The sequence below is a fragment of the Gallibacterium trehalosifermentans genome (assembly GCF_042433055.1).
In the GTDB taxonomy this organism is placed as follows: domain Bacteria; phylum Pseudomonadota; class Gammaproteobacteria; order Enterobacterales; family Pasteurellaceae; genus Gallibacterium; species Gallibacterium trehalosifermentans.
In genome coordinates, this window is sequence record NZ_JBHLWB010000007.1 from 31,451 (window position 1) to 53,621 (window position 22,171).

General features: G+C 38.0%; 21 protein-coding genes. 13 read left to right on the top strand and 8 right to left on the bottom strand.

All coding sequences use genetic code 11. The annotated features are described in order from the left end of the window. Positions 1-49: 49 nt before the first annotated feature. Positions 50-499 carry an RNA polymerase-binding protein DksA gene (gene dksA, locus ACFFHK_RS06730; protein ID WP_382370828.1) on the bottom strand — a complete coding sequence of 150 codons (450 nt, stop codon included), beginning with the start codon at positions 497-499 and terminating at the stop codon, positions 50-52. Positions 500-821: 322 nt separating this feature from the next. Here dksA and ACFFHK_RS06735 point away from each other — a divergent pair, with 322 nt between their 5' ends. From ACFFHK_RS06735 to ychF, 9 genes are all read left to right on the top strand, one after another. Next, positions 822-3,275 (top strand): DNA internalization-related competence protein ComEC/Rec2, encoded by a 2,454-nt coding sequence (locus ACFFHK_RS06735; RefSeq protein WP_382370829.1) that lies wholly within the window; start codon positions 822-824, stop codon positions 3,273-3,275. A gap of 57 nt (positions 3,276-3,332) precedes the next feature. After that, on the top strand, positions 3,333-5,081 hold the full coding sequence (msbA, locus tag ACFFHK_RS06740; protein ID WP_382370831.1) for a lipid A ABC transporter ATP-binding protein/permease MsbA: 1,749 nt from the start codon (positions 3,333-3,335) through the stop codon (positions 5,079-5,081). A 12-nt stretch (positions 5,082-5,093) separates the two neighbouring features. Further along, a complete protein-coding gene (gene lpxK / locus ACFFHK_RS06745) occupies positions 5,094-6,089 on the top strand; it encodes a tetraacyldisaccharide 4'-kinase (RefSeq protein WP_382370833.1) in 996 nt (331 codons plus the stop codon). Beyond that, complete coding sequence (locus ACFFHK_RS06750) at positions 6,089-6,295, top strand: Trm112 family protein (protein ID WP_382370835.1); 207 nt, start codon at positions 6,089-6,091, stop codon at positions 6,293-6,295. The genes lpxK and ACFFHK_RS06750 overlap by 1 nt, the downstream gene beginning before the upstream one ends. A gap of 1 nt (position 6,296) precedes the next feature. Beyond that, positions 6,297-7,073 carry a 3-deoxy-manno-octulosonate cytidylyltransferase gene (gene kdsB, locus ACFFHK_RS06755; RefSeq protein WP_382370837.1) on the top strand — a complete coding sequence of 259 codons (777 nt, stop codon included), beginning with the start codon at positions 6,297-6,299 and terminating at the stop codon, positions 7,071-7,073. 4 nt (positions 7,074-7,077) lie between these two features. Then, the gene (uvrC, locus tag ACFFHK_RS06760; RefSeq protein WP_382370850.1) at positions 7,078-8,901 is read left to right on the top strand and encodes an excinuclease ABC subunit UvrC; all 1,824 of its coding nucleotides are present in this window, start codon (positions 7,078-7,080) and stop codon (positions 8,899-8,901) included. 73 nt (positions 8,902-8,974) lie between these two features. Next, the gene (pgsA, locus tag ACFFHK_RS06765; protein WP_382370852.1) at positions 8,975-9,529 is read left to right on the top strand and encodes a CDP-diacylglycerol--glycerol-3-phosphate 3-phosphatidyltransferase; all 555 of its coding nucleotides are present in this window, start codon (positions 8,975-8,977) and stop codon (positions 9,527-9,529) included. Between the two features lie 123 nt (positions 9,530-9,652). Further along, positions 9,653-10,240, top strand: coding sequence for an aminoacyl-tRNA hydrolase (gene pth, locus ACFFHK_RS06770; RefSeq protein ID WP_382370854.1), 588 nt, complete (start codon positions 9,653-9,655; stop codon positions 10,238-10,240). 12 nt (positions 10,241-10,252) lie between these two features. Next, a complete protein-coding gene (ychF, locus tag ACFFHK_RS06775; RefSeq protein ID WP_382370856.1) occupies positions 10,253-11,344 on the top strand; it encodes a redox-regulated ATPase YchF in 1,092 nt (363 codons plus the stop codon). Positions 11,345-11,400: 56 nt separating this feature from the next. Here the strand turns inward: ychF and icd are convergent, their stop codons facing one another. Further along, positions 11,401-12,651, bottom strand: a complete 1,251-nt coding sequence (gene icd / locus ACFFHK_RS06780) for an NADP-dependent isocitrate dehydrogenase (protein WP_382370858.1) — start codon at positions 12,649-12,651, stop codon at positions 11,401-11,403. 177 nt (positions 12,652-12,828) lie between these two features. Between icd and ACFFHK_RS06785 the strand changes: the two genes are divergently transcribed. Both ACFFHK_RS06785 and ACFFHK_RS06790 read left to right on the top strand, forming a co-directional pair. Then, positions 12,829-13,506: an rRNA large subunit pseudouridine synthase E gene (locus ACFFHK_RS06785; protein ID WP_382370860.1), complete on the top strand. Its 678-nt coding sequence runs from the start codon at positions 12,829-12,831 to the stop codon at positions 13,504-13,506. Beyond that, a complete protein-coding gene (locus ACFFHK_RS06790; RefSeq protein ID WP_065235327.1) occupies positions 13,500-13,961 on the top strand; it encodes an NUDIX hydrolase in 462 nt (153 codons plus the stop codon). Before ACFFHK_RS06785 ends, ACFFHK_RS06790 begins: the two co-directional genes overlap by 7 nt. 76 nt (positions 13,962-14,037) lie before the next feature. Here the strand turns inward: ACFFHK_RS06790 and ACFFHK_RS06795 are convergent, their stop codons facing one another. Next, positions 14,038-14,643 (bottom strand): cation efflux transmembrane domain-containing protein, encoded by a 606-nt coding sequence (locus ACFFHK_RS06795; RefSeq protein WP_065235326.1) that lies wholly within the window; start codon positions 14,641-14,643, stop codon positions 14,038-14,040. A 73-nt stretch (positions 14,644-14,716) separates the two neighbouring features. On the opposite strand from ACFFHK_RS06795, the gene ACFFHK_RS06800 reads away from it, so the two are divergent. Next, the gene (locus ACFFHK_RS06800) at positions 14,717-15,115 is read left to right on the top strand and encodes a MerR family DNA-binding protein (RefSeq protein WP_082985088.1); all 399 of its coding nucleotides are present in this window, start codon (positions 14,717-14,719) and stop codon (positions 15,113-15,115) included. 61 nt (positions 15,116-15,176) lie between these two features. Here ACFFHK_RS06800 and cysK read toward each other — a convergent pair whose 3' ends face one another. Further along, positions 15,177-16,127: a cysteine synthase A gene (gene cysK, locus ACFFHK_RS06805; RefSeq protein ID WP_382370864.1), complete on the bottom strand. Its 951-nt coding sequence runs from the start codon at positions 16,125-16,127 to the stop codon at positions 15,177-15,179. Between the two features lie 189 nt (positions 16,128-16,316). Further along, the gene (acs, locus tag ACFFHK_RS06810; protein WP_382370866.1) at positions 16,317-18,281 is read right to left on the bottom strand and encodes an acetate--CoA ligase; all 1,965 of its coding nucleotides are present in this window, start codon (positions 18,279-18,281) and stop codon (positions 16,317-16,319) included. 372 nt (positions 18,282-18,653) lie between these two features. Here acs and ACFFHK_RS06815 point away from each other — a divergent pair, with 372 nt between their 5' ends. Next, positions 18,654-19,049, top strand: a complete 396-nt coding sequence (locus tag ACFFHK_RS06815; RefSeq protein WP_382370868.1) for an SRPBCC family protein — start codon at positions 18,654-18,656, stop codon at positions 19,047-19,049. Positions 19,050-19,132: 83 nt separating this feature from the next. Here ACFFHK_RS06815 and purT read toward each other — a convergent pair whose 3' ends face one another. From purT to ACFFHK_RS06830, 3 genes are all read right to left on the bottom strand, one after another. Next, entirely contained in the window at positions 19,133-20,314 is a 1,182-nt protein-coding gene (gene purT, locus ACFFHK_RS06820; RefSeq protein WP_382370870.1) for a formate-dependent phosphoribosylglycinamide formyltransferase, read from the bottom strand. Positions 20,315-20,397: 83 nt separating this feature from the next. After that, the gene (luxS, locus tag ACFFHK_RS06825) at positions 20,398-20,904 is read right to left on the bottom strand and encodes an S-ribosylhomocysteine lyase (protein WP_382370872.1); all 507 of its coding nucleotides are present in this window, start codon (positions 20,902-20,904) and stop codon (positions 20,398-20,400) included. A gap of 203 nt (positions 20,905-21,107) precedes the next feature. Further along, complete coding sequence (locus tag ACFFHK_RS06830) at positions 21,108-22,052, bottom strand: NADP-dependent oxidoreductase (RefSeq protein ID WP_382370874.1); 945 nt, start codon at positions 22,050-22,052, stop codon at positions 21,108-21,110. Positions 22,053-22,171 lie beyond the last annotated feature (119 nt).

Genomic DNA, 22,171 nt, shown 5'->3' on the forward strand with positions numbered 1-22,171 from the left:
CCTAAATGAGGGAGAGATGTCTAGTTGTACAAAGTTGAAATTATAGGAGTTAACCACCAATTTGCTTTTCGCGGATCTCTGCAAGCGTTTTGCAATCAATGCAAAGATCTGCTGTTGGTCTAGCTTCTAAGCGTTTAATGCCAATCTCAATACCGCAAGACTCACAATAACCGAAGTCTTCAGACTCAATCTTTTTAATAGTACGTTCAATTTTCTTTAAAAGTTTACGTTCACGATCACGATTCCGTAACTCTAGGCTAAATTCTTCTTCTTGAGTTGCACGATCTGATGGATCTGGGAAATTAGAGGCTTCATCACGCATATGAGCTACAGTACGATCAGCTTCCCCTACGATCTGGGTATGCCATGCAGTTAAAATCTTTTTAAAATGAAGTAGTTGTGCTTCATTCATATATTCTTCATTTTTTTTCTCTTGATAAGGCTCAACACCTGCAAGAGCTAAAATACTGAGTGATGATTTTTGCGTGTTTGCGGTCATTTTTTTAATCTCTCCTAGATATCAAATTTTATAGTACAAGTAACTTACGGAATTCCAAAATGAGCAAATAATGCACTAAGAAGTAAGAAAGATTTGAGAATGAATTTCCGTCAATTTTTATATTACTTGTAAGGTGGCTTTCAAAAAGCCGCATATAAATAGCAAAACTTCTACTGTTTAGCAAATAAATTTTTCTAGCTTATTGAAGAAAGCGAAAGCAATTTTTATCTTTTTTGTGAAATTTCGAGGAAGCTCACATTTTTGTTGATTGTTTTTTGCACTGTCATAAAGCGTAATTAAAGTGTTACGTTATGTAAAAATAATGACAAAAATAACTTTACTTAAGTTAGCCAATATGGAGCGTATCTGTTTACTTTTTTTCTTTAGTACTTTGTTCATTTTATATTTACCGATGGTATGGTTAGACTCCGTTTATTTTATCGGTTGCATTGGTTTATGTTTATTATTGGGCTTAGGGCTGTTGTTAATTCGACATTATAGAAATGTAGGAATTTGGATATTAGTAGTTAGTTTGTCTTGTTGTTGGGCGATTTATCAAGTAAAAGATTTATTACATCAGCAACAACAGCTCCATAATTTAAATGTTACGTTAAAACAGGTGGAGTTACAGATTGAAAAAGTATTGCATCAAGGCGATTATCAAACTGCATTTGGCTTATTAAATCTACCTCAGGAAAAACAATTATATCGAGTTTATGTTAATTGGCAGCCTAATGAACAATTACAGGCAGGGCAAGTTTGGCAAGCTCAGATAACATTAAAACAAATGGCGGCACGTTTAAATGCTGGGGGTTTTCAACGACAAAGGTGGTTTTATGCAAACCGAATTGTTGGAAATGTAACGGTGAAACAGGCAACCTTAATTAAAGATCAACCCTCTGTACGTGAACAACTTTTGCGCTTTGCAGAAACTAAAATATCCTCACAGTTTGCTAAGGGACTATTACTGGCATTGGGGTTTGGTGAAAAATCACAACTTACCACAGCACAACTACAACTATTTCAACAAACAGGTACAGCACATCTGATTGCAATTTCGGGGTTGCATATTGGATTAGTTATGTTGCTAGGTGTGATGATCGGGCGAGGAATGCAATATCTATTGCCTACACGCTGGATTACGCCTACTTTGCCGCTGTTATGTGGGCTTGTGTTAGCCACGATTTATAGTTATTTAGCCGATTTTTCAATTCCAACTATTCGTGCGTTATTAGCACTTTCTCTATTATTGTTGTTACGTTTGCAACGTAGTTATTTAAATTGGTGGCAGCTCTATTTACGTTGTATTGCGTTATTTGTGTTATTTGATCCATTAATTTTATTGAGCGATAGTTTTTGGCTGTCGGCTTTAGCTGTTTTATGTTTATTGCTTTGGCAGACTTTATTACCTTTATCTGCATGGCAATGGCGAGGACAGGCTCTTTCTCAGTTGGGTAAATTACGGTATTACATTATTGCTTTAATACATTTACAAGTTGGCTTGATGTTACTATTTACTCCTGTTGTGTTGTTTTTCTTTTCAGGGATTAATCTACAAAATCTGTTGATTAATTTATGGATTGTCCCTTTATTTAGTTTTGTCCTGATCCCTTGTATTTTAACGTCAATTTTAACCTTTGATCTCTTTAATAGTTGGCAATGGTGTATAACTGTTGCCGAATTTAGTATTAAAGCATTAACTTGTTGGCAAAGCACTTGGCGAGATTTATCATTAATTGAAGTACGTTGGGTGAGTATAGGGTGTGTATTATTTTGTGTATTGATTGCTAGTTATCTCTATTTCTATCGTCAAACACCAGTAGTTCAATCCAATTTAATTACTCAATTACACCCTAAAAAATTACAACTTAAAGTAGAGTTACTTACATCACATCATAACTTAGCGCGTCTGTTGTGCTTTTTCATATTGATGTTATGTGGGCAACTTACATTGCTTGGTTACAGCTATTATCAACAGTGGCAAACAAAATGGTCATTGGAAATGTTAGATGTTGGTCAAGGGTTGGCGATCTTAATTCGCCAAGGTAATTATGGAATATTATATGATACGGGCGCGAGTTGGGACGGCGGTAGTATGGCGGAGTTAGAGATATTACCTTATTTGCGCCGACAAGGTATTCATCTAGAAAAAATAATGTTAAGCCATGATGATAATGATCATAGTGGTGGTGCAAACAAATTATTCCAACATTATCCGCAAGCAACACTATTCACTCCTTCGCAGGTCAGTTATGCCGATAAAAGACCATTGCCTTGTGAACAAGGACAATCTTTTCAGTGGCGAGCATTGCGATTTACCATTTTAGCCCCGTTAGCTATTGTTCCCACTGCACGCAACCAGCATTCTTGCGTGGTATTGATTGATGATGGTACCTATCGTGTATTACTCACAGGTGATTTAGATCGTCGTAGTGAATTACGTTATTTAGCCTCATTTCCTCCAGTGGATATTTTGCAAGTCGCCCATCATGGGAGTAAAACCTCAACTAGTCAGCCTTTTTTACAGCAGATTCAACCTAAAATAGCATTGATTTCGTCAAGCTTAACAAATCGTTGGCGCTTCCCTCATCAGGAGGTCTTAGAGCGTTTGCAGCGACAGCAAGCCAAAATATTGAATACTGGTTGGGACGGACAGATTTCAGTACGCATTACGCGAAATAACCAATTAGAAGTGATTCGACAGCGTAATTCAGCTAAAGCGTGGTTTACGGATTTACCTAATTTACAGCGACCATCGCTTGAGTTGGAGAAATAACAGAATAAGGGTAGAATAACGCCTTAATGCTATTTTTAAAGTGAATAAATTGTCTGTATGAATGATCAAGACTTTTCTACCAAAGAAACTTTTAAACGTTTATGGCCAATGATTTGGCAATATAAATCTGGAATATTAATTGCGATTGTTGCTTTAGTGTTTAATGCTTTAACAGAGGCTGGCTTACTTTATTTATTAAAACCATTACTTGATGAGGGGTTTGGTAAAGCCGATCTTTCCTTTTTAAAATGGTTACCCTTTATTGTGATTGGTCTCATTATTTTACGTGGATTAACCAGTTTTGTTTCTGATTATAGTTTGTCTTGGGTATCGGGAAATGTTGTGATGGTGATGCGTCGAATGTTATTTAAACATTTGATGTATATGCCAGTCAGTTATTTTGATCATCAAGCGGCAGGGAAATTGCTTTCTCGTATTACCTACGATTCAGAGCAAGTGGCAAACTCTTCTTCAAATGCGCTGATTACTATTGTCAAAGAAACCGCAACAGTGATCTCGTTGTTAGCCTTGATGTTATATACCAGCTGGCAACTCTCATTAGTATTGTTTATTGTTGGGCCCATTATTGCCGCTTTAATTAGTGTAGTCTCTAAGCATTTCCGCCGTTTAAGTAAAAATATGCAAAACTCAATGGGCGAGTTGACGGCAAGTGCAGAGCAGATGTTGAAAGGACATCGCGTGGTGTTATCTTTTGGCGGACAAAAAATTGAAGAGGAACGTTTTGATGTTGTCAGTGATGATATGCGACGCAAGAGTCTGAAAATGATGGCTATGAGTGCCATTTCAGATCCTATTGTGCAAATTATTGCCTCGTTTGCATTGGCAGTCGTATTGTATTTAGCGACGGTACCAACCATGATGGGAGGACAACTGACCGCAGGTGATTTTACCTTAGTTTTTTCCTCAATGTTTGCATTATTGCGTCCATTAAAATCATTAACAAATGTTAATGCACAATTCCAACGAGGTATGGCTGCTTGTCAAACACTATTTGCTATTTTAGATTTAAAAACGGAAGAAGATCAGGGACGTTATATTACTGAACAAGTTAAAGGTGAAGTACGTTTTCATGATGTGAGCTTTTATTATGAGGGCAAAGATGAACCTGCGTTATCGCATATTTCTTTCTCGATTCCCGCAGGGAAAACCGTTGCTTTAGTGGGGCGTTCAGGCTCAGGGAAATCGACAATCGCAAATTTAATGACACGTTTTTATGATATTCAACAAGGTGAAATCTATCTAGATGAACGAAATATCAAGGATTATACCTTAGCGAATTTGCGTCAACATTGTGCAGTGGTATCACAACAAGTACACCTATTTAATGATACAGTTGCCAATAATATTGCTTATGCAGCGACTGATAAATATAGCCGTGAAGAGATTATTGCGGCGGCAAAAGCAGCGCATGCAATGGAATTTATTGAAAAAATGGAACATGGTTTGGACACGATGATCGGCGAGAATGGTGTATCGCTATCAGGTGGACAACGGCAGCGTTTAGCGATTGCACGAGCATTGTTGCGTAATGCCTCAGTACTTATTTTAGACGAAGCAACATCAGCATTAGATACGGAATCTGAACGAGCAATCCAACGTGCATTAGAAGAATTACAACAACACAAAACCTTGTTGGTGATTGCACACCGTTTATCTACGATTGAGCGTGCCGATGAAATTTTAGTTATTGATCAAGGACAAATTGTTGAACGTGGTACGCATCAACAATTATTGCAGCAAGGGCAAGTTTACGCACAACTGCATAAAATGCAGTTTGATGGCTAAACAAGGGGCGATATGAAATTTTGGTATCAACAATCATGGTTACAGTGGCTGTTATTGCCATTGGCTTGGTTATTCCAATTCATCACTTTTTTACGCAGAAAAGCTTATCAAACAGGGTTATTTGCTAGCTGGAAAGCACCTTGCCCTGTGGTTGTGGTCGGTAATTTGTCTGTGGGCGGTAATGGGAAGACACCGCTAGTTGTTTGTTTAGTAGAGCAGTTACAAGCAAGGGGTATTCGTGTTGGGGTAATTTCTCGCGGTTATGGTGGTGAAAGCAATGACTACCCGTTTTTGGTTTGTGCAAGTGCTGATCCTCGAAAAACAGGTGATGAGCCAGTCCTGATTGCAAAACGAACAGCTGTACCTGTTGCCATTTCGCCGAATCGTCGGGAAAGTATCGAACTGCTTTATAAAGCTTATCACCCACAAATTATTATTAGTGATGATGGGCTACAGCATTATAAATTACAGCGAGATGTTGAATTAGTGGTAGTTGATGGTGAACGTCGTTTTGGTAATGGGCATTTATTGCCAGCAGGACCATTGCGTGAATTACCACAACAACGTTTAGCAACGGTAGATGCGGTAATTTGTAATGGTGGGACGGCACAAGCCGATGAAATTGCGATGCAGCTCACAGCTAAGATGGCAGTGAATTTATCTACTGGAGAACAACGAGCATTAACAGAATTTTCTCAAGTGAATGCAGTGGCGGGGATCGGGTATCCGCCACGTTTTTTTGCCACTTTGCAACAACAAGGTTTAACTATACTTGAACAACAAGCTTTTGCGGATCACTACGCCTTTCAAGCGGCTGATTTAGCGAAAATTGATCATAAAGATATTCCACTATTTATGACGGAAAAAGATGCGGTGAAGTGTGCTGCTTTTGCTCAAGAAAATTGGTGGTATGTGCCTGTTACAGCAGAAATTGCTCACAATGAATTAACCTCTTTAATTGACAAAATCATAGCTAAAGTAGGTATAGCAACTTACAAGGAGTCTTGATGAAATCTTCTGTTATTACAATGTTGGCTTGTCCACGTTGCCATCAAGCATTATGTTTTGATGCAGAACAACAACGCTTTATTTGTGAAAATGAACAAGTGGCATACCCGATAAAGAATGGTATTCCCGCCTTATTACCAGAAAATGCCATTTCTCTAACGATTACAGATGAACATTCCAATCACAATCCCACAGAAGGAGCGTAAAATGAGTTTTACTGTCATTATTCCTGCTCGCTATGCGTCTAGTCGTTTACCTGCCAAACCATTAGCCGATATTGCGGGTAAACCGATGATTCAACATGTATGGGAAAAAGCACAATTATCAGGAGCGACACGCGTTATTGTTGCCACGGATCACCCGCAAATCGTTGAGGTGGTTCGAAGTTTTGGTGGTGAAGTTTGTTTAACCTCAGAGGCACACTCCTCTGGTACAGAGCGTCTTGCTGAAGTCGTGAGTCAAATGAAGTTGCCTGATGATGAAATTATTGTGAATATTCAAGGTGATGAGCCTTTAATCCCCCCTGTGATTGTGCAGCAAGTTGCGGAGAACTTACAAAAATATCAGGTTAATATGGCAACCTTGTCGGTAAGTATTGATGAGCCACAAGAGCTATTTAATCCTAATGTGGTGAAAGTGTTAACGGATAAAAATGGCTATGTCTTGTACTTTTCCAGAGCAGTGATTCCTTGGCAACGCGATCAATTCACTACGGTTTACCAACAGCCATCACAAATTCCCACTTTATCCATTGAAGAGCAAGATTATCAGCGTCATATTGGTATTTATGCTTATAAAGCAGGGTTTATTCGTCAATATGTGGCGTGGCAACCAACGAAGTTAGAAAAATGTGAATCGTTAGAACAGCTGCGTGTGCTATGGCATGGTGAGCGTATTCATTGTGAACAAGCAAAAGAAGTGCCTGCGGTTGGCGTGGATACAATGGAAGATTTAATTAAAGTTCGTGAGTTACTAGCACGTTAATCCTATGTTTGATGCAAAAGTTTTTCTGCGAGATGCACCAGAGCAACCTGGTGTTTATCGAATGTATGACCGTAACAATACGGTCATTTATGTCGGTAAAGCAAAAAATCTGAAAAAACGCCTTTCTAGTTATTTTCGTAAACAAGTTAGTAGTAAAAAAACAGAAGCATTGGTTGCCGCAATCGATCATATTGATACAACAATTACCCATTCAGAAACCGAAGCGTTATTACTAGAGCATAATTTTATTAAGCAGTACCAGCCTCGTTATAACGTGTTGTTGCGTGATGATAAATCTTATCCATTTATTTTATTAACTAATGAACGTCATTCACGGATTACCCCCTATCGTGGAGCGAAAAAAATTGCGGGGGAATATTTTGGTCCTTATCCACACTCTTCTGCCGTGCGGGAAACCTTATCATTGATGCAAAAATTATTTCCTATTCGTCAATGTGAAAATAGTGTGTATAACAATCGGTCTCGTCCGTGTCTGCAATATCAGATTAAACGCTGTTTAGCACCTTGTGTTGCTGGGTATGTGAGTGATGAAGAGTACCAGCAACAAGTAGAGTTAGCTCGCCTGTTTTTACAAGGTAAAGATCAACAGGTTGTTACACATCTGATTAAAAAAATGGAGCAAGCTAGCCAACAGTTAGCGTTTGAAACTGCGGCACGTTTTCGTGATCAAATTCAAGCGGTACGCTCGGTAATGGAAAAACAATTTGTTAGCAATGATCGTCTAGATGATATTGATATTATTGCGATTGCATACAAATCAGGATTAGCTTGTGTACAAGTATTATTTATCCGTCATGGTAAAATTTTAGGAAATCGCAGCTATTTTCCCAAAATTCCAGCTAATACCAGTTTGACGGAAGTGATTGAAACTTTTCTTGGACAATTTTATTTACAGGCACATCAAGGCCGTAGTATTCCAGATAGTATTGTCTTGGATCATACCTTAGCAGAAAAAGTGATGTTGGAAACGTTATTAAGTGAACAGGCGGGGCGGCAAATTCAGATCCAAGATAAAGTGAAAGGAGAAAAAAATCGTTATCTACAATTAGCGCAAACCAATGCTAAAGTCGCATTGACTACCCAATTACAACAACAAGGGAGAATTGAAGAACGCTATCAGGCGTTACAAGTTTTATTAGGAATAGAGAATATTCAACGTATGGAATGCTTCGATATTAGTCATACGATGGGGGAAAACACTGTAGCTTCTTGTGTGGTATTTGGGGCGGAAGGTCCATTAAAAGCAGAATATCGTCGTTTTAATATTGAAGGCACGCATGGCGATGATTATGCTGCGATGGAACAAGCTTTGCAGAAGCGCTACGACAAAGATCTCACTGCCGACAAAATCCCAGATATTATTTTTATTGATGGCGGCAAAGGACAGTTGAATCGCGCATTAGCTGTCTTTGACAATCTAAAGGTAGATTGGGATAAGCGTAAACCTAAATTAATTGGTGTAGCGAAAGGCGTTGATCGTAAAGCAGGGTTGGAAACCTTATTAATTGGGCATACAGATCGAGAGATTCATTTAGCGCCAGATGATCTAGCCTTACATTTAATTCAACATATTCGCGATGAATCACATAATCATGCGATTTCTGGACATCGTAAAAAACGGCAAAAGGCTTTTATGCAAAGTGGTTTAGAAAGTATTCCTGGTGTAGGAGCCAAACGTCGTCAAGCATTATTAAAATATTTAGGTGGTTTACAAGGGGTGAAAGCGGCTTCGGTGGAAGAAATAGCTTCAGTGAAAGGAATTTCTCGTGCATTGGCAGAAAAAATCTTTGAAATTCTAAAACATTGATTTTGTTTATAGGAAAAGTGCGTCTTATGCTTTACAATAGCGTCGCATAGTGTTAAATGATCTGGTGATCAAGATGAAGTTAAATATTCCAACCTTTTTGACCTTTTTCCGTGTGGTACTCATTCCATTCTTTATTCTCTTGTTTTATCTTCCATTTAGCTGGGCACCGTTATGGACTGCTATTATTTTTACAGTGGCGGCAGTAACAGATTGGCTAGACGGTTTTTTGGCGAGAAGATGGAAACAAACAACAAGGTTTGGGGCATTTCTTGATCCCGTTGCTGATAAAGTAATGGTCGCAGCGGCGTTAGTTTTAGTGGTGCAACATTATCACGTTTTCTGGATCACCATTCCTGCAATCGTTATGATTTCTCGAGAAATTATTATTTCAGCCTTGCGTGAATGGATGGCGGAGTTAGGCGATCGTAATAAAATTGCTGTTTCTTGGTTAGGCAAAGTAAAAACAACTTCACAAATGATCGCGTTAATTGGTTTATTATGGCGTTATAATCCAACAATGGAGATTATTGCGATTATAGCGCTTTATATTGCTGTTATTTTGACAGTGTGGTCGATGTGGCAATATTTAACTCTAGCGAAAGAGAGTTTATTAAGTGAAGATGAATAGTTAAATTAATATTGATGAAATCGCCCTCAAATGGAGGGCGATTTTTTTACATAGATTTGCGATTGTAGAAGTAGGGGTTTTTGCATACAATAGCAAGCCGTTTTTAGCGACAGGATAAGAATTGTGGCAAAAATTAAATTAATTGTAGGTTTGGGGAATCCAGGCAACAAATATAGCGATACTCGCCATAATGCTGGCGAATGGCTAATAGAGCGACTCGCGCGTCGTTTTAATGTAAATTTAAAGGAAGAAAATAAATTCTTCGGCAAAACGGCAATGGTTACTATTGCAGGGCAAGATGTACGTTTATTAGTCCCAACGACATTTATGAATTTAAGTGGAAAATCAGTAGGGGCATTAGCAACTTTTTATCGTATTTTGCCAGAAGAGATTTTGGTTATTCATGATGAATTGGATTTACCACCAGGCAGTGCCAAATTAAAACTTGGCGGTGGACATGGTGGACACAACGGTTTAAAAGATATTATTGCGCAGTTAGCAAATAGTAAAAATTTTTACCGTTTACGTCTAGGAATTGGTCATCCTGGTGATAAAAATTTAGTGGCTGGTTATGTATTAAGTAAAGCTTCGCCACAAGATCAGCAGTTAATTGATCAAGCGTTAGATGAAGCAGAACGTTGTGTTGAAATTTTGATTAAAGAAGGAATCGATAAAGCGATGAATCGCTTAAATGGATTCCATGTAGCATAAAAAGGACAAATTATGGGGTTTAAATGTGGTATTGTCGGTTTACCAAATGTTGGTAAATCAACGTTATTCAATGCGTTAACTAAAGCTGGAATTGAAGCAGCAAATTATCCGTTTTGTACCATCGAGCCAAATACAGGGGTTGTACCGATGCCAGATAGTCGTTTAGATGAATTGGCAAAAATCGTGAATCCACAACGAGTGCTACCAACCACGATGGAATTTGTGGATATTGCTGGTTTGGTTAAAGGTGCATCAAATGGCGAAGGACTCGGGAATAAATTCTTAGCTAATATTCGGGAAACAGATGCGATAGGACATGTGGTTCGCTGTTTTGAAAATGATGATATTGTGCATGTTGCAGGGAAAATTGATCCTGCTGACGATATTGAAGTAATTAATACAGAATTAGCATTAGCCGATTTAGAAAGTTGCGAAAAAGCAATTCAACGTTTGCAAAAACGTGCTAAAGGTGGCGACAAAGAGGCAAAATTTGAATTATCTATTATGGAAAAATGTTTGCCCGTTCTCGAAAATGCAGGCATGATTCGTTCGATTGGTTTAGATAAAGAAGAATTACAGGCAATTAAAAGCTATAACTTCTTAACGTTAAAACCAACAATGTATATTGCCAATGTGAATGAAGATGGATTTGAAAATAATCCGTATCTTGATAGAGTGCGTGAAATCGCAGAGAAAGAGGGGGCTGTAGTAGTTCCTGTATGTGCGGCGATTGAAGCAGAGATTGCAGAACTAGAAGACGAAGAAAAAATAGAGTTTTTGCAAGAGCTTGGGCTAGAAGAACCTGGTTTAAATCGTGTGATTCGTGCGGGTTATAAGTTATTAAATTTACAAACTTATTTCACTGCAGGGGTAAAAGAAGTGCGTGCTTGGACAGTTCCAGTTGGGGCGACAGCGCCAAAAGCTGCTTCAGTGATTCATACCGATTTTGAAAAAGGGTTTATCCGCGCAGAAGTGATTAGTTTTGCGGACTTTGTGGAGTTTGGTGGTGAAAATGGCGCAAAAGAAGCAGGTAAATGGCGTTTAGAGGGGAAAGAGTATATTGTGCAAGATGGTGATGTAATGCACTTTAGATTTAATGTCTAACTTTGTAATAATAGTGATGAAAAAGGAGAGGTGAAATCCTCTCCTTTTTTATAAACTTACATATTCTGCATGATATCTTCGGCAAATTCACTGGTAGAACGTAACGTTGCGCCCTGCATCATATTCGCAAAATCTGCGGTAACTGTTTTATTAGCAATAGTTTTTGCAACCGCAGAAACCACTAAATCGGCTGCTTCAAACCAGCCTAAATGACGCAACATCATTTCACCGCTCAAAATTAATGAACCTGGATTAGCAATATTTTTACCAGCAATGTTTGGTGCAGTGCCATGTGTTGCTTCAAAGATAGCGGCATCTGTACCAATATTTGCCCCAGGAGAAATACCGATACCACCTACTTGTGCAGCAAGTGCATCAGAAATGTAATCACCATTTAGGTTTAATGTCGCAATGACATCATAATCGGTCGGGTGTAGGAGAATTTCTTGCAGAAACGCATCTGCAATGCAATCTTTAATGATAATTTCTTTGCCTGTTTTTGGATTGGTAAGTTTTAGCCAAGGACCTTGATCAATGAATGTCGCCCCGAATTCAGTAGCAACTTGGTATCCCCACTCTTTAAATGCACCTTCAGTAAATTTCATAATATTACCTTTATGCACTAAAGTTAATGAATCACGATTATTATCAATCACATATTGTAAGGCGGCTCTCACCAAGCGTTGTGTGCCTTGTTTAGAAACTGGTTTAACACCGATACCACACTCTTCTGTAAAACGGATCTTTTTTACGCCCATTTCTGTTTGTAAGAAATGAATTACTTTTTTTGCTTCATCAGAACCAGCCGTCCATTCAATGCCAGCATAAATATCCTCAGAGTTTTCACGGAAGATCACCATATTGATTAATTCAGGGTGTTTTACGGGACTTGGTGTACCATCATAATAGCGAATCGGACGTAAACAGTTATAGAGATCTAATCCTTGACGCATAGCCACGTTTAAAGAGCGAATTCCACCGCCAACGGGTGTCATAAGTGGACCTTTAATTGCAACATGATATTGACGAATAGCCTCAATCGTTTCATCAGGCAACCAAGTATTTTCACCATAAACTTGATTTGCTTTGCCACCTGCGTAAATTTCTAACCATTGGATTTTGCGTTTTCCTGCATAAGCCTTAGCGACTGCGGCATCAATGACTTTCTGCATTGCTGGGGTAACATCAACTCCAATGCCATCTCCCTCAATAAAGGGAATAATTGGTTGATCAGGTACAATTAATTGACCATTTGCAGTAAGTTGGATAGGTTTACCTTGGGTTGGCTTTTTTATATGAGTTTGCATGAGTTGTCCTTCCAATAAGAAATTTAAGAAAACAAAGGAAAAATAATTTTTTGAAGGCTGCTTTTGCTAAGAAATTTAGTCAGGGATAGTCAGCAATCAAATAGGTTTTAGTATAGAATAAATGCCTAATTGGAACAGGTATCTACATCACATTTTTAACATTCTTTTAATAATTTAATGAGAAATTTTACGCGTACAAATTATCGAAATTCACGAAAAGCATCAGGAATAAAACGGCAACCTACTTTGTCAGAAACTAAGGTTGTTTTATTTAATAAACCGTATGATGTATTGAGTCAATTCAGTGATGAAGCAGGACGACAAACCTTAAAAGATTTTATTTCGATAGCAGATATTTATCCTTGTGGTCGGCTTGATCGTGATAGTGAGGGGTTAATGATCCTGACAAATCATGGTGAGATTCAGCATCGGTTAACAACACCTAAATTTAAATTAGCGAAAACATATTGGGTGCAAGTCGAAGGCATTCCGACAGAGGAAGCGCTTACTGAGTTGCGTAAAGGTGTGATACTAAATGATGGTAAAACCTTGCCCGCAAAGGTGAAATTAATCCCTGAACCGATAAATTTATGGGAACGTCATCCACCCATTCGAGAACGTAAGCATATTCCAACCAGTTGGTTAGAAATTACTATTCATGAGGGACGTAATCGACAAGTACGCAGGATGACTGCACATATTGGTTTTCCGACTTTGCGTTTAGTGCGTGTATCATTGGCAGGTTTTCGTTTATTTGATTTTCCAGAACTGGCATTAGGTAAAAGTTATTTATTAAATGAGAAGGAAAAACGACAATTATTACAACGTTTGAAATTAGCGGAGGAGATATGTTAAATCCAAGAATTACTATGGCTTGTGTCGTACATTGCCAAGATAAATTTTTATTTGTTGAGGAATTTGAATACGGCAAGATGACGCTTAATCAGCCAGCAGGTCATTTAGAAGAAAATGAAACCTTGTTGGAGGGGGCAAAAAGAGAATTATTTGAAGAAACAGGGATTGTTGCGGATATGCAGGCGTTATTGGGTGTTTATCAGTGGCACGCACCTCGTTCAGGAAAAGATTATTTTCGTTTTGTGTTTATTGTTGAATTAGATGAGTGTGTTGAGCCACAACCGCATGATAGTGATATTAGTGGTGCATTATGGCTTACAGTAGAGGAGTTTCAACACTATATTCAACAAGAGGGAAATGCTGCACGTAATCCGTTAGTCTGGCAATCTGTATCAGATTATTTAGCAGGAAAACGTTATCCGTTAGCGGTATTACAGAGTTTTAATTTTGTTTAAGCTATCTAATAAATTCCCTCTCTTGTTAATTTAGTGTGAGTGAAGAGAGGGAATCGTTTTCAAGGAAATGATGTATTTATTGCAACTCTTGTTTTGCCTGTTTGTAGATTAACCACGCCGCTTTTAGAGCGAGATAAGACATACAAGCCGCCACGATCAGATCAGGTAAATTGCTTTGAGTATAGAATACAGCGATTGCGGCTAAAATAACCATTAAGTTACCAATCGCGTCATTCCGAGAGCAAAGCCAAACACTTCGCATATTGCTATCTCCCTCTCGGAAAGCATAAAGTAGAAATGCAATAAGCAGGTTGGCAACAAAGGCTAATATACCAATAATTCCCATTTCGTGATAGTTAGGTATTTCTCCCTGCCATAGTTGGTAGAGGGTAGAGAATACAATACAAATACCAAAAATTCCCATAGTATAGGCTTTTAATAATGATGCTTTTGCTCGTAAATTTAGCGTTTTGCCCAATACAAATAGACTGATGAGATAATTAGCACTATCACCTAAAAAATCTAAACTATCGGAGAGGAGTGATACAGATCCTGCTTTAATACCTCCAATAATTTCTACAATAAACATAAGTGCATTAATAGAGAATGCCCACCAAAGTATTTTTCGATATTTTTCCGATTGTATGGTTGTTGAGCAACAATGTTGATGTTCACACGCCATAATAAACTCCTTTACTTGAAAAGAAATAGGACTAGACTATAAAGCCTGTAGTCATTACAGGGTCAAGCGTATTATGCAATTTTTTACAATTAAACAACTGAGTTTAAAAAGTGGCATTCATATTGAAACAATTCGTTTTTATGAAAAATCACAGCTAATTTTTCCTGCTCAAAGAGCAAGTAATGGTTATCGACAATTTACTGTAACGCATTTGCAGCAATTAAAATTTATTAAATCTTGTCGTACGTTAGGTTTTGATTTATCAGAAATTAAAACGTTGTTGATGTTACAAAATTCTCCAGAAACAGATTGCCAAGATGCTAATCAGATTGCAGAACATCATCTATTGTTAGTAGATGAGAAAATTAAAGAGTTACAAAAAATTCGTGAGTTATTAGAGAGCATGGTGCAGTGTGATCAACATACAGTTAAGCAGTGTTTAGTAATTAATACCTTGAAAGATAAGGGGTAAAAATAACGCTTGCCTATAGTAGTAAGACAAGCGTTTGATTTACACACAGGAGAAAGAGAAATTAAATCTCAATATCTGCGAATAATGCAGTACTGAGGTAACGTTCCGCCGCAGACGGTAAAATAGCAACAATTAATTTATCTTTAAATTCTGGTAGTTTTGCAATACGATCCGCAGCAGCTACTGCAGCACCAGAAGAAATTCCTACTAAAAGACCTTCTTTTTCAAGTAACAAACGAGCAGTTTTAATTGCCGTATCACTATCTACTTTTTCAACACGATCAACTAATGATAGGTCAAGGTTTTTTGGAATAAAACCTGCTCCAATTCCTTGAATTTTGTGTGGACCTGGTTTTAATTCTTCCCCAGCAAGATATTGAGTAATAATTGGTGATTCTTCTGGTTCAACAGCAACTGAAACAATGTTTTTCTTCTGGTCTAATTTAATATATTGTGAAATACCAGTAATGGTACCACCAGTCCCTACTCCAGCAACAAGCACATCAATTTTACCTTCACTATCATTCCAAATTTCAGGACCAGTTGTTTGGCGATGGATAGCAGGGTTAGCTGGGTTTTCAAATTGTTTAAGCATCACATAACGATCTGGATCAGAGTTTAAAATTTCTTCTGCTTTCGCAATGGCACCTTTCATACCTTTAGCACCTTCAGTCAAAATAAGGTTTACACCAAGGCTTTTTAGGAGTTTTTTACGTTCATTACTCATGGTTTCAGGCATTGTAATAGTAATTTTATAACCACGAGCAGCAGCAACATAGGCAAGTGCAATGCCAGTATTACCACTGGTTGCATCAATAATTTCTTTATCTTTAGTTAAAATACCATCTTTCTCTGCTTGCCAAACCATATTGGCACCAATACGGCATTTTACGCTGAAACTTGGGTTACGACCTTCAACTTTCACCACAAGATTACCGTTTTGTCCAAAATGTTGTAAACGAACGAGAGGAGTGTGGCCAATACTTAATGTGTTATCTGCATAAATAGTCATAATTAATTTCTCCGAATGATATATTCATTGATTAAGATGCAAGTAGATTACTCTTAAGCAGAAAAGATGAACAATGCCTATTGGCTATATTTTATAACTGAATGGAATTTATCTTAGAGATGATACGCTTTTTAGCTATAAAAAAGCCAACAAACAGCAAGTTTGTTGGCATAGATGAAATAAAGAAAATTATAAAATTTGGCGTTGTAGTTGCCCAATAATTTGCGGATTTTCTAAGGTAGAAATATCTTGTGTGATGACTTCATTTTTCGCAATCGAACGTAATAAACGGCGCATAATTTTACCCGAACGTGTTTTTGGTAAGTTTTCTGCAAAACGAATATCTTCTGGTCGGGCAATTTTGCCAATTTCTTGTGCCACCCATTGTTTGAGTTCTTCGGCGACGTGTTTAGCCTCCTGATCATCAGGAATTGAACGGTTTAATACCACGAACGCCACAATCGCTTCCCCTTTGATTTCATCTGGTTTACCAACAACAGCCGCTTCTGCGACTTTTTCATTAGCGACTAATGCTGATTCAATTTCCATGGTGCCAAGACGATGCCCTGAAACATTGAGTACATCATCAGTACGACCAAGAATCCAGAAATAACCATCTTCATCACGATGAGCTGAGTCGCCAGCGACGTAATATTTACCACCGAGTTCTTCAGGAAAATAGGTTTTCTTATACCGTTGATCATCATTCCAAACCGTACGCAACATAGATGGGAAAGGGCGTTTTATGACTAAAATACCACCACTGCTATCGGTAATTTTTTGTCCAGTTTCATCAACAACATCTGCCATAATGCCTGGCTGTGGTAAGGTACAAGAACCTGGTTTTAAGGACGTAATACCAGGTAATGGGGATAACATTATTGAACCCGTTTCAGTTTGCCACCAAGTATCAACAATCGGGCAGCGCCCTTGCCCAATAACATCATATAACCATATCCATGCCGATGGATTAATTGGTTCCCCTACGCTACCTAATAAACGTAATGAGGAGAGATCATATTTACGTGGAATATGATCACCAAAGCGAGTTAAAGCACGAATTAAAGTCGGCGAGGTATAAAAGACATTGACTTTATGGCGCTGGATAATCCGCCAGATCCGTCCCGCATCAGGATAACTTGGTACCCCCTCATAAATGACTTGTGTTGCGCCATTGGCTAATGGACCATAACAAACATAGGAATGCCCTGTAATCCAGCCCACATCAGCACTACACCAATAAACATCTTCTGGTTTATTGTCAAAGATATTGCGGAAAGTATTAATTGCGCCGAGTAAATAACCAGCGGTACTATGCACAATGCCTTTTGGTTTACCTGTTGAACCTGAGGTATAAAGGATAAATAAAGGATCTTCGGCATCTAACCATTCAGGCTCACAAAATGCAGGTTGATTTTTTGATAATTCGTGCCACCAAAGATCTCGTCCTTTTACCCAAGGTGTATCAATATTTAAGCGATAATAAACAATCACTTTTTCAATGGTTTCGCAGCCCATTTCTAAGGCATTATCGACAGTTTCTTTTAGTGGAATAATTTTACCACCGCGTAAACCGCCATTAGCGGTAATGACTATTTTCGCGCCAGCATCTTCAATACGATCACGTAATGCACTGGCAGAGAAGCCGCCAAAAACAACGGAATGGATTGCCCCAATTCTGGCGCATGCTTGCATAGCAATCACAGCTTCGACAACCATCGGCATATAAATCACGATACGATCACCTTTACGAACACCTTGTTCACGCAGCGCATTAGCAAAACGACAAACACGATTATGTAGTTGTTGGTAAGTAAAGGTATTCACTTGCCCAAAATCAGATTCAAAAATGAGAGCCACTTTGTCAGATTTATCAGGTAAATGCCGATCTAAACAGTTATAGGAGGCATTGAGTTTGCCATCAATAAACCATTTATAGAAAGGGGCATTACTGCCATCAAAGATGGTCATAAATGGTTTTTTCCAACTAATTAATTCTCGTGCTAAATCTGCCCAATAATTTAAATAATCTTGATCAGCAAAGTCCCAAAGTTGTTGATATTGTTCATTATTACCGATATTCGCTTGTTGACGGAATTCATCGCTAGGAGGGAATATACGGTTTTCTTTTAAGATTGAATCTAATTGTTGCATAAGCATCTTCTCCTTAGTGAGTGAGTAAGAGCGATGCACGGCTTAACGAATCGCTTAGGTATTAACAACTTACAGAAAAGTTAAATAATAATCAATTTTTTGTTAATAAAATGTTTTAATCAAGATCACAAATTTGATAAATTTTTGCCGAAAAATAAATATATAGGGGGAAATGTGATAATTGGAAAGAAATGAGCAGATGGTAAGATTGAATTTCTATCAATATAAGAGAATATCTTTATAGCAAAAGTTTGATAGTTTAGAGGTCGGATACAAGTCTCCGACCTACACTTTATTTTCTAATCACATCATTTGATGATACAAATTTAATTGAAGAGAAAAACAACTCGGATTTTTTTTGGGGGGGGGGAAATGGCAATTTCAAGCATCACATCAATCATCAAAAAGGATATTCACAAAGTTTGGGAACTTATTTTAGCGGTGGAGAACTACCCTGCTTGGCGGAGCGATATTCGCAAAACGAAAATAATTAATGACAAGCAATTTATCGAATATAGCAAAGAGGGATATGCCACGACATTTACCATTACCGCCCAAGAACCCTATAAACGCTGGGAATTTGATATGGAAAATAGCCATATCAAAGGGCATTGGATTGGGGTTTTTATTGCTAAAGGAGATGAAACGCAAATTGAATTTACAGAAAATGTCATTGCCAAAAAGTGGTTTATCAAACCTTTTGTCAAATTTTATTTAGCAAAACAACAAAAGCACTTTGTGCTTGATTTAAAAAAGGCGTTGGAATAGTCATCTCACTCGAATTTTTAAATCCAACAATTTTTGGTAAGGGTTTGAAAGCGTCGGATACAAGTATCCGACCTCTTTGTATTTTATAGTTTTATTACTAATTGATCATAAGCGCGTTTTGCTTTAGCCCGTGCTTGTTCTGTTTCTTCTGCACTGGCTAAAATTACTCCTAACCGACGGTGTCCGTTCACTTCGCCTTTACCGAATAAACGTAAGCCTGTATCAGGTTCAGCTAACACTTTTTCTAAATTAGCAAAACTGACTTGTGTTGATTTACCCTCAACAACGATTGCTTTGGACGCACTTGGTGCAAGTAATTTAATTTGTGGAATTGGTAAGCCAAGAATAGCTCGCGCGTGTAGTGCAAACTCAGACAGATCTTGTGAAATTAGGGTAACCATACCTGTATCATGTGGACGAGGTGAAACTTCATTGAAAATAATGTCATCACCACAAACAAACAATTCAACGCCAAAAATGCCGTAACCACCTAATGCACCAGTGATTTTTTCAGCGATTTGTTGGGCTTTCTGTAAAGCCACTTCACTCATTACTTGTGGTTGCCAAGATTCACGATAATCGCCATCTACTTGAACGTGCCCTATTGGGGCGAGGAAAGCGGTGCCATCACGATGACGAACGGTTAATAAAGTAATTTCATAGTCAAATTTGATAAATCCTTCGACAATGACCCGACCACCGCCAGCACGCCCACCCTCTTGGGCATATTGCCATGCTTTTTCTAAATCATTTGAATTTTTTAGAATACTCTGCCCATGCCCAGAAGAGCTCATAATTGGTTTGACTACACAAGGTAAACCAATATCCTTCACTGCTTGTTGAAAATCTGTGAAGTTATCAACAAAACGGAATGGTGAGGTAGGCAAACCTAATTCTTCAGCCGCTAAACGTCTGATTCCCTCACGATTCATCGTTAATTTCACTGCTTTTGCCGACGGAATGACGTTAAAACCTTGTTGTTCTAACTCGACTAACGTATCTGTTGCAATCGCTTCGACTTCTGGGACAATATAATCAGGTTTTTCTTTTTCAATCAATGCTTTGAGTGCTGCACCATCTAGCATTGAGATAGTGTAGGAACGGTGTGCTACTTGTTGTGCAGGCGCATTGTCATAGCGATCGACTGCAATCACTTCGACGCCAAGGCGTTGTAACTCAATCACAACTTCTTTCCCTAATTCGCCTGATCCTAGCATCATTACTTTTGTTGCTACAGGTGTAAGCGGTGTACCCAATGTTGTCATAAAATATCCTCTGTTGTGTGCAAATATAGTCTATAGATCTAGTAAAAAATAAAAAGCCAAGTTAGAAAACTTGGCTTAAAAAATTAGTGATTTAAAAAACTGTCATCAAGGAGTAAATCCTGATTATTATTAATGCCAATGCCCAGTTCTAATACTTTTTGGGCGGCAATTTTAGCATCAGCGAGTGAATGTTCGGTATAGGTTCCACACTGATATTCATTTAATTCAGGAATCTGTTTTTCACTTTCAACTTTTAATACATCTTGCATGGCTTTTTCCCAAGCAAGAGCAACTTGTTGTTCAGTTGGAGAGCCAATTAAACTCATATAGAACCCTGTACGGCACCCCATTGGTGAAATATCAATAATTTCTACATTACTACTATTTAAGTGATCACGCATAAATCCAGCGAAAAGATGTTCAAGGGTATGAATGCCTTTCGGACTGATGCTATCTTTGTTTGGTTTGCAAAAGCGTAAATCAAAAACGGTAATTTGGTCGCCTTTTGGGGTTTGCATCGTTTTAGCAACACGTACGGCAGGTGCTTGCATTTTGATATGGTCAACTTTAAAACTGTCTAGTAATGGCATGAAAAAATCCTTATTTTTAATTTAATTGAACTTTTCTAAAATCGCTTTGTCTTATAAGCTGCAACATAATGGTTGTTTAAATTAGTTCCTTAGGTTATTGCCGCTCAGATGAGTGGCTTTTTTTATTTTAAGATCGGAGACTTGTGATTGTATAGTCATTTCTTAGAACAAATTTTTATTTCTTATAAAGAAATACTCACTTGTTATAAATAATTAAGATCTAAAATAATTTTTCCTTGTGTAGCACCTGTTTCTAATAAACGGTGTGCCGTTTGTATTTCTTTAAGTGGAAAAATTTGTGCAATCTGTAAATGTAATGTGTTATTTGCTAAGTAACCTAACATAGTAGCGAGATCATCTCGGCTTGGTACGGCAAGCATTTTTTCCACAATCAGTTGTTGTTGTTCACCAGCCTGTTGTAATAAAGGGACATAAATGGTTGGAATACAGATCACACGTCCACCTTTTTTCACCATTTTTAACGCATTTACACCACTTTCACCACCGACTAAATCAATAAAGAGATCAGCCTGTAAATCGGGATAATTTTTTGGCTGGTGATAATCAAACCATTGTGTTGCACCTAATGCTAATGCCGCTTCACTTTTGCCTTGAGAGCAGATAACGGAAATTTTCACTGGTTGTTTAGCAAGTAATTGCAACAATAAATGACCTACACCACCTAATGGTGCAGAAAGCAGAATATGTTGCTCTGGTTGTAAGTTAGCTTGTTTTAATATTTGGTAAGCAGTTACTGCAACGGTTGGCATTGCACCTGCGGCAAGTAATGAAACTTGTTCAGGCACATTTGCCACTAAAGCTGCATCGACCGCGACATAACGCGCATAACCGCCACCCTCAAAAGTGAGGGCGGTAACACGATCACCAATGGTAAAACCACTTTCACTACCCGCCTGAATCACAATTCCAGCAACATCAAATCCTAAAATAGCAGGAAAGCGTGATTTAAATTTTTCTGCTCCCCACCCTAACCCTTTGCGTGTTTTAAAATCAACAGGATTAATGCCTGCAAAATGATTTTCAATTAATACTTGCTGTGGAGAAATTTCTGGAAGAGGTAAATGTTCTTGAAAGATAAGAACATCTGCTTCACCAAACTGACTAATGGTTGCACCGTAATTTTGCATAATATTGTCCTAATATTTCAGTAAATAATATGATTTATAATTATTTTTTATTGTGATCATTTTTCCCCATAATCCTGATTGCCAGTATATCAGAATGTACTTTAACCGCTTTTATAATA

Coding starts and splice junctions, on each gene's coding strand:
- luxS (WP_382370872.1), bottom strand. CDS start 20,904: ATGCCATTACTAGACAGTTTTAAAGTTGACCATATCAAAATGCAAGCA.
- icd (WP_382370858.1), bottom strand. CDS start 12,651: ATGCAAACTCATATAAAAAAGCCAACCCAAGGTAAACCTATCCAACTT.
- ACFFHK_RS06800 (WP_082985088.1), top strand. CDS start 14,717: ATGCAATTTTTTACAATTAAACAACTGAGTTTAAAAAGTGGCATTCAT.
- dksA (WP_382370828.1), bottom strand. CDS start 499: ATGACCGCAAACACGCAAAAATCATCACTCAGTATTTTAGCTCTTGCA.
- uvrC (WP_382370850.1), top strand. CDS start 7,078: ATGTTTGATGCAAAAGTTTTTCTGCGAGATGCACCAGAGCAACCTGGT.
- ychF (WP_382370856.1), top strand. CDS start 10,253: ATGGGGTTTAAATGTGGTATTGTCGGTTTACCAAATGTTGGTAAATCA.
- purT (WP_382370870.1), bottom strand. CDS start 20,314: ATGACAACATTGGGTACACCGCTTACACCTGTAGCAACAAAAGTAATG.
- ACFFHK_RS06785 (WP_382370860.1), top strand. CDS start 12,829: ATGAGAAATTTTACGCGTACAAATTATCGAAATTCACGAAAAGCATCA.
- ACFFHK_RS06815 (WP_382370868.1), top strand. CDS start 18,654: ATGGCAATTTCAAGCATCACATCAATCATCAAAAAGGATATTCACAAA.
- ACFFHK_RS06735 (WP_382370829.1), top strand. CDS start 822: ATGACAAAAATAACTTTACTTAAGTTAGCCAATATGGAGCGTATCTGT.
- cysK (WP_382370864.1), bottom strand. CDS start 16,127: ATGACTATTTATGCAGATAACACATTAAGTATTGGCCACACTCCTCTC.
- pgsA (WP_382370852.1), top strand. CDS start 8,975: ATGAAGTTAAATATTCCAACCTTTTTGACCTTTTTCCGTGTGGTACTC.
- ACFFHK_RS06830 (WP_382370874.1), bottom strand. CDS start 22,052: ATGCAAAATTACGGTGCAACCATTAGTCAGTTTGGTGAAGCAGATGTT.
- ACFFHK_RS06795 (WP_065235326.1), bottom strand. CDS start 14,643: ATGGCGTGTGAACATCAACATTGTTGCTCAACAACCATACAATCGGAA.
- kdsB (WP_382370837.1), top strand. CDS start 6,297: ATGAGTTTTACTGTCATTATTCCTGCTCGCTATGCGTCTAGTCGTTTA.
- ACFFHK_RS06790 (WP_065235327.1), top strand. CDS start 13,500: ATGTTAAATCCAAGAATTACTATGGCTTGTGTCGTACATTGCCAAGAT.
- acs (WP_382370866.1), bottom strand. CDS start 18,281: ATGCAACAATTAGATTCAATCTTAAAAGAAAACCGTATATTCCCTCCT.
- ACFFHK_RS06750 (WP_382370835.1), top strand. CDS start 6,089: ATGAAATCTTCTGTTATTACAATGTTGGCTTGTCCACGTTGCCATCAA.
- msbA (WP_382370831.1), top strand. CDS start 3,333: ATGAATGATCAAGACTTTTCTACCAAAGAAACTTTTAAACGTTTATGG.
- lpxK (WP_382370833.1), top strand. CDS start 5,094: ATGAAATTTTGGTATCAACAATCATGGTTACAGTGGCTGTTATTGCCA.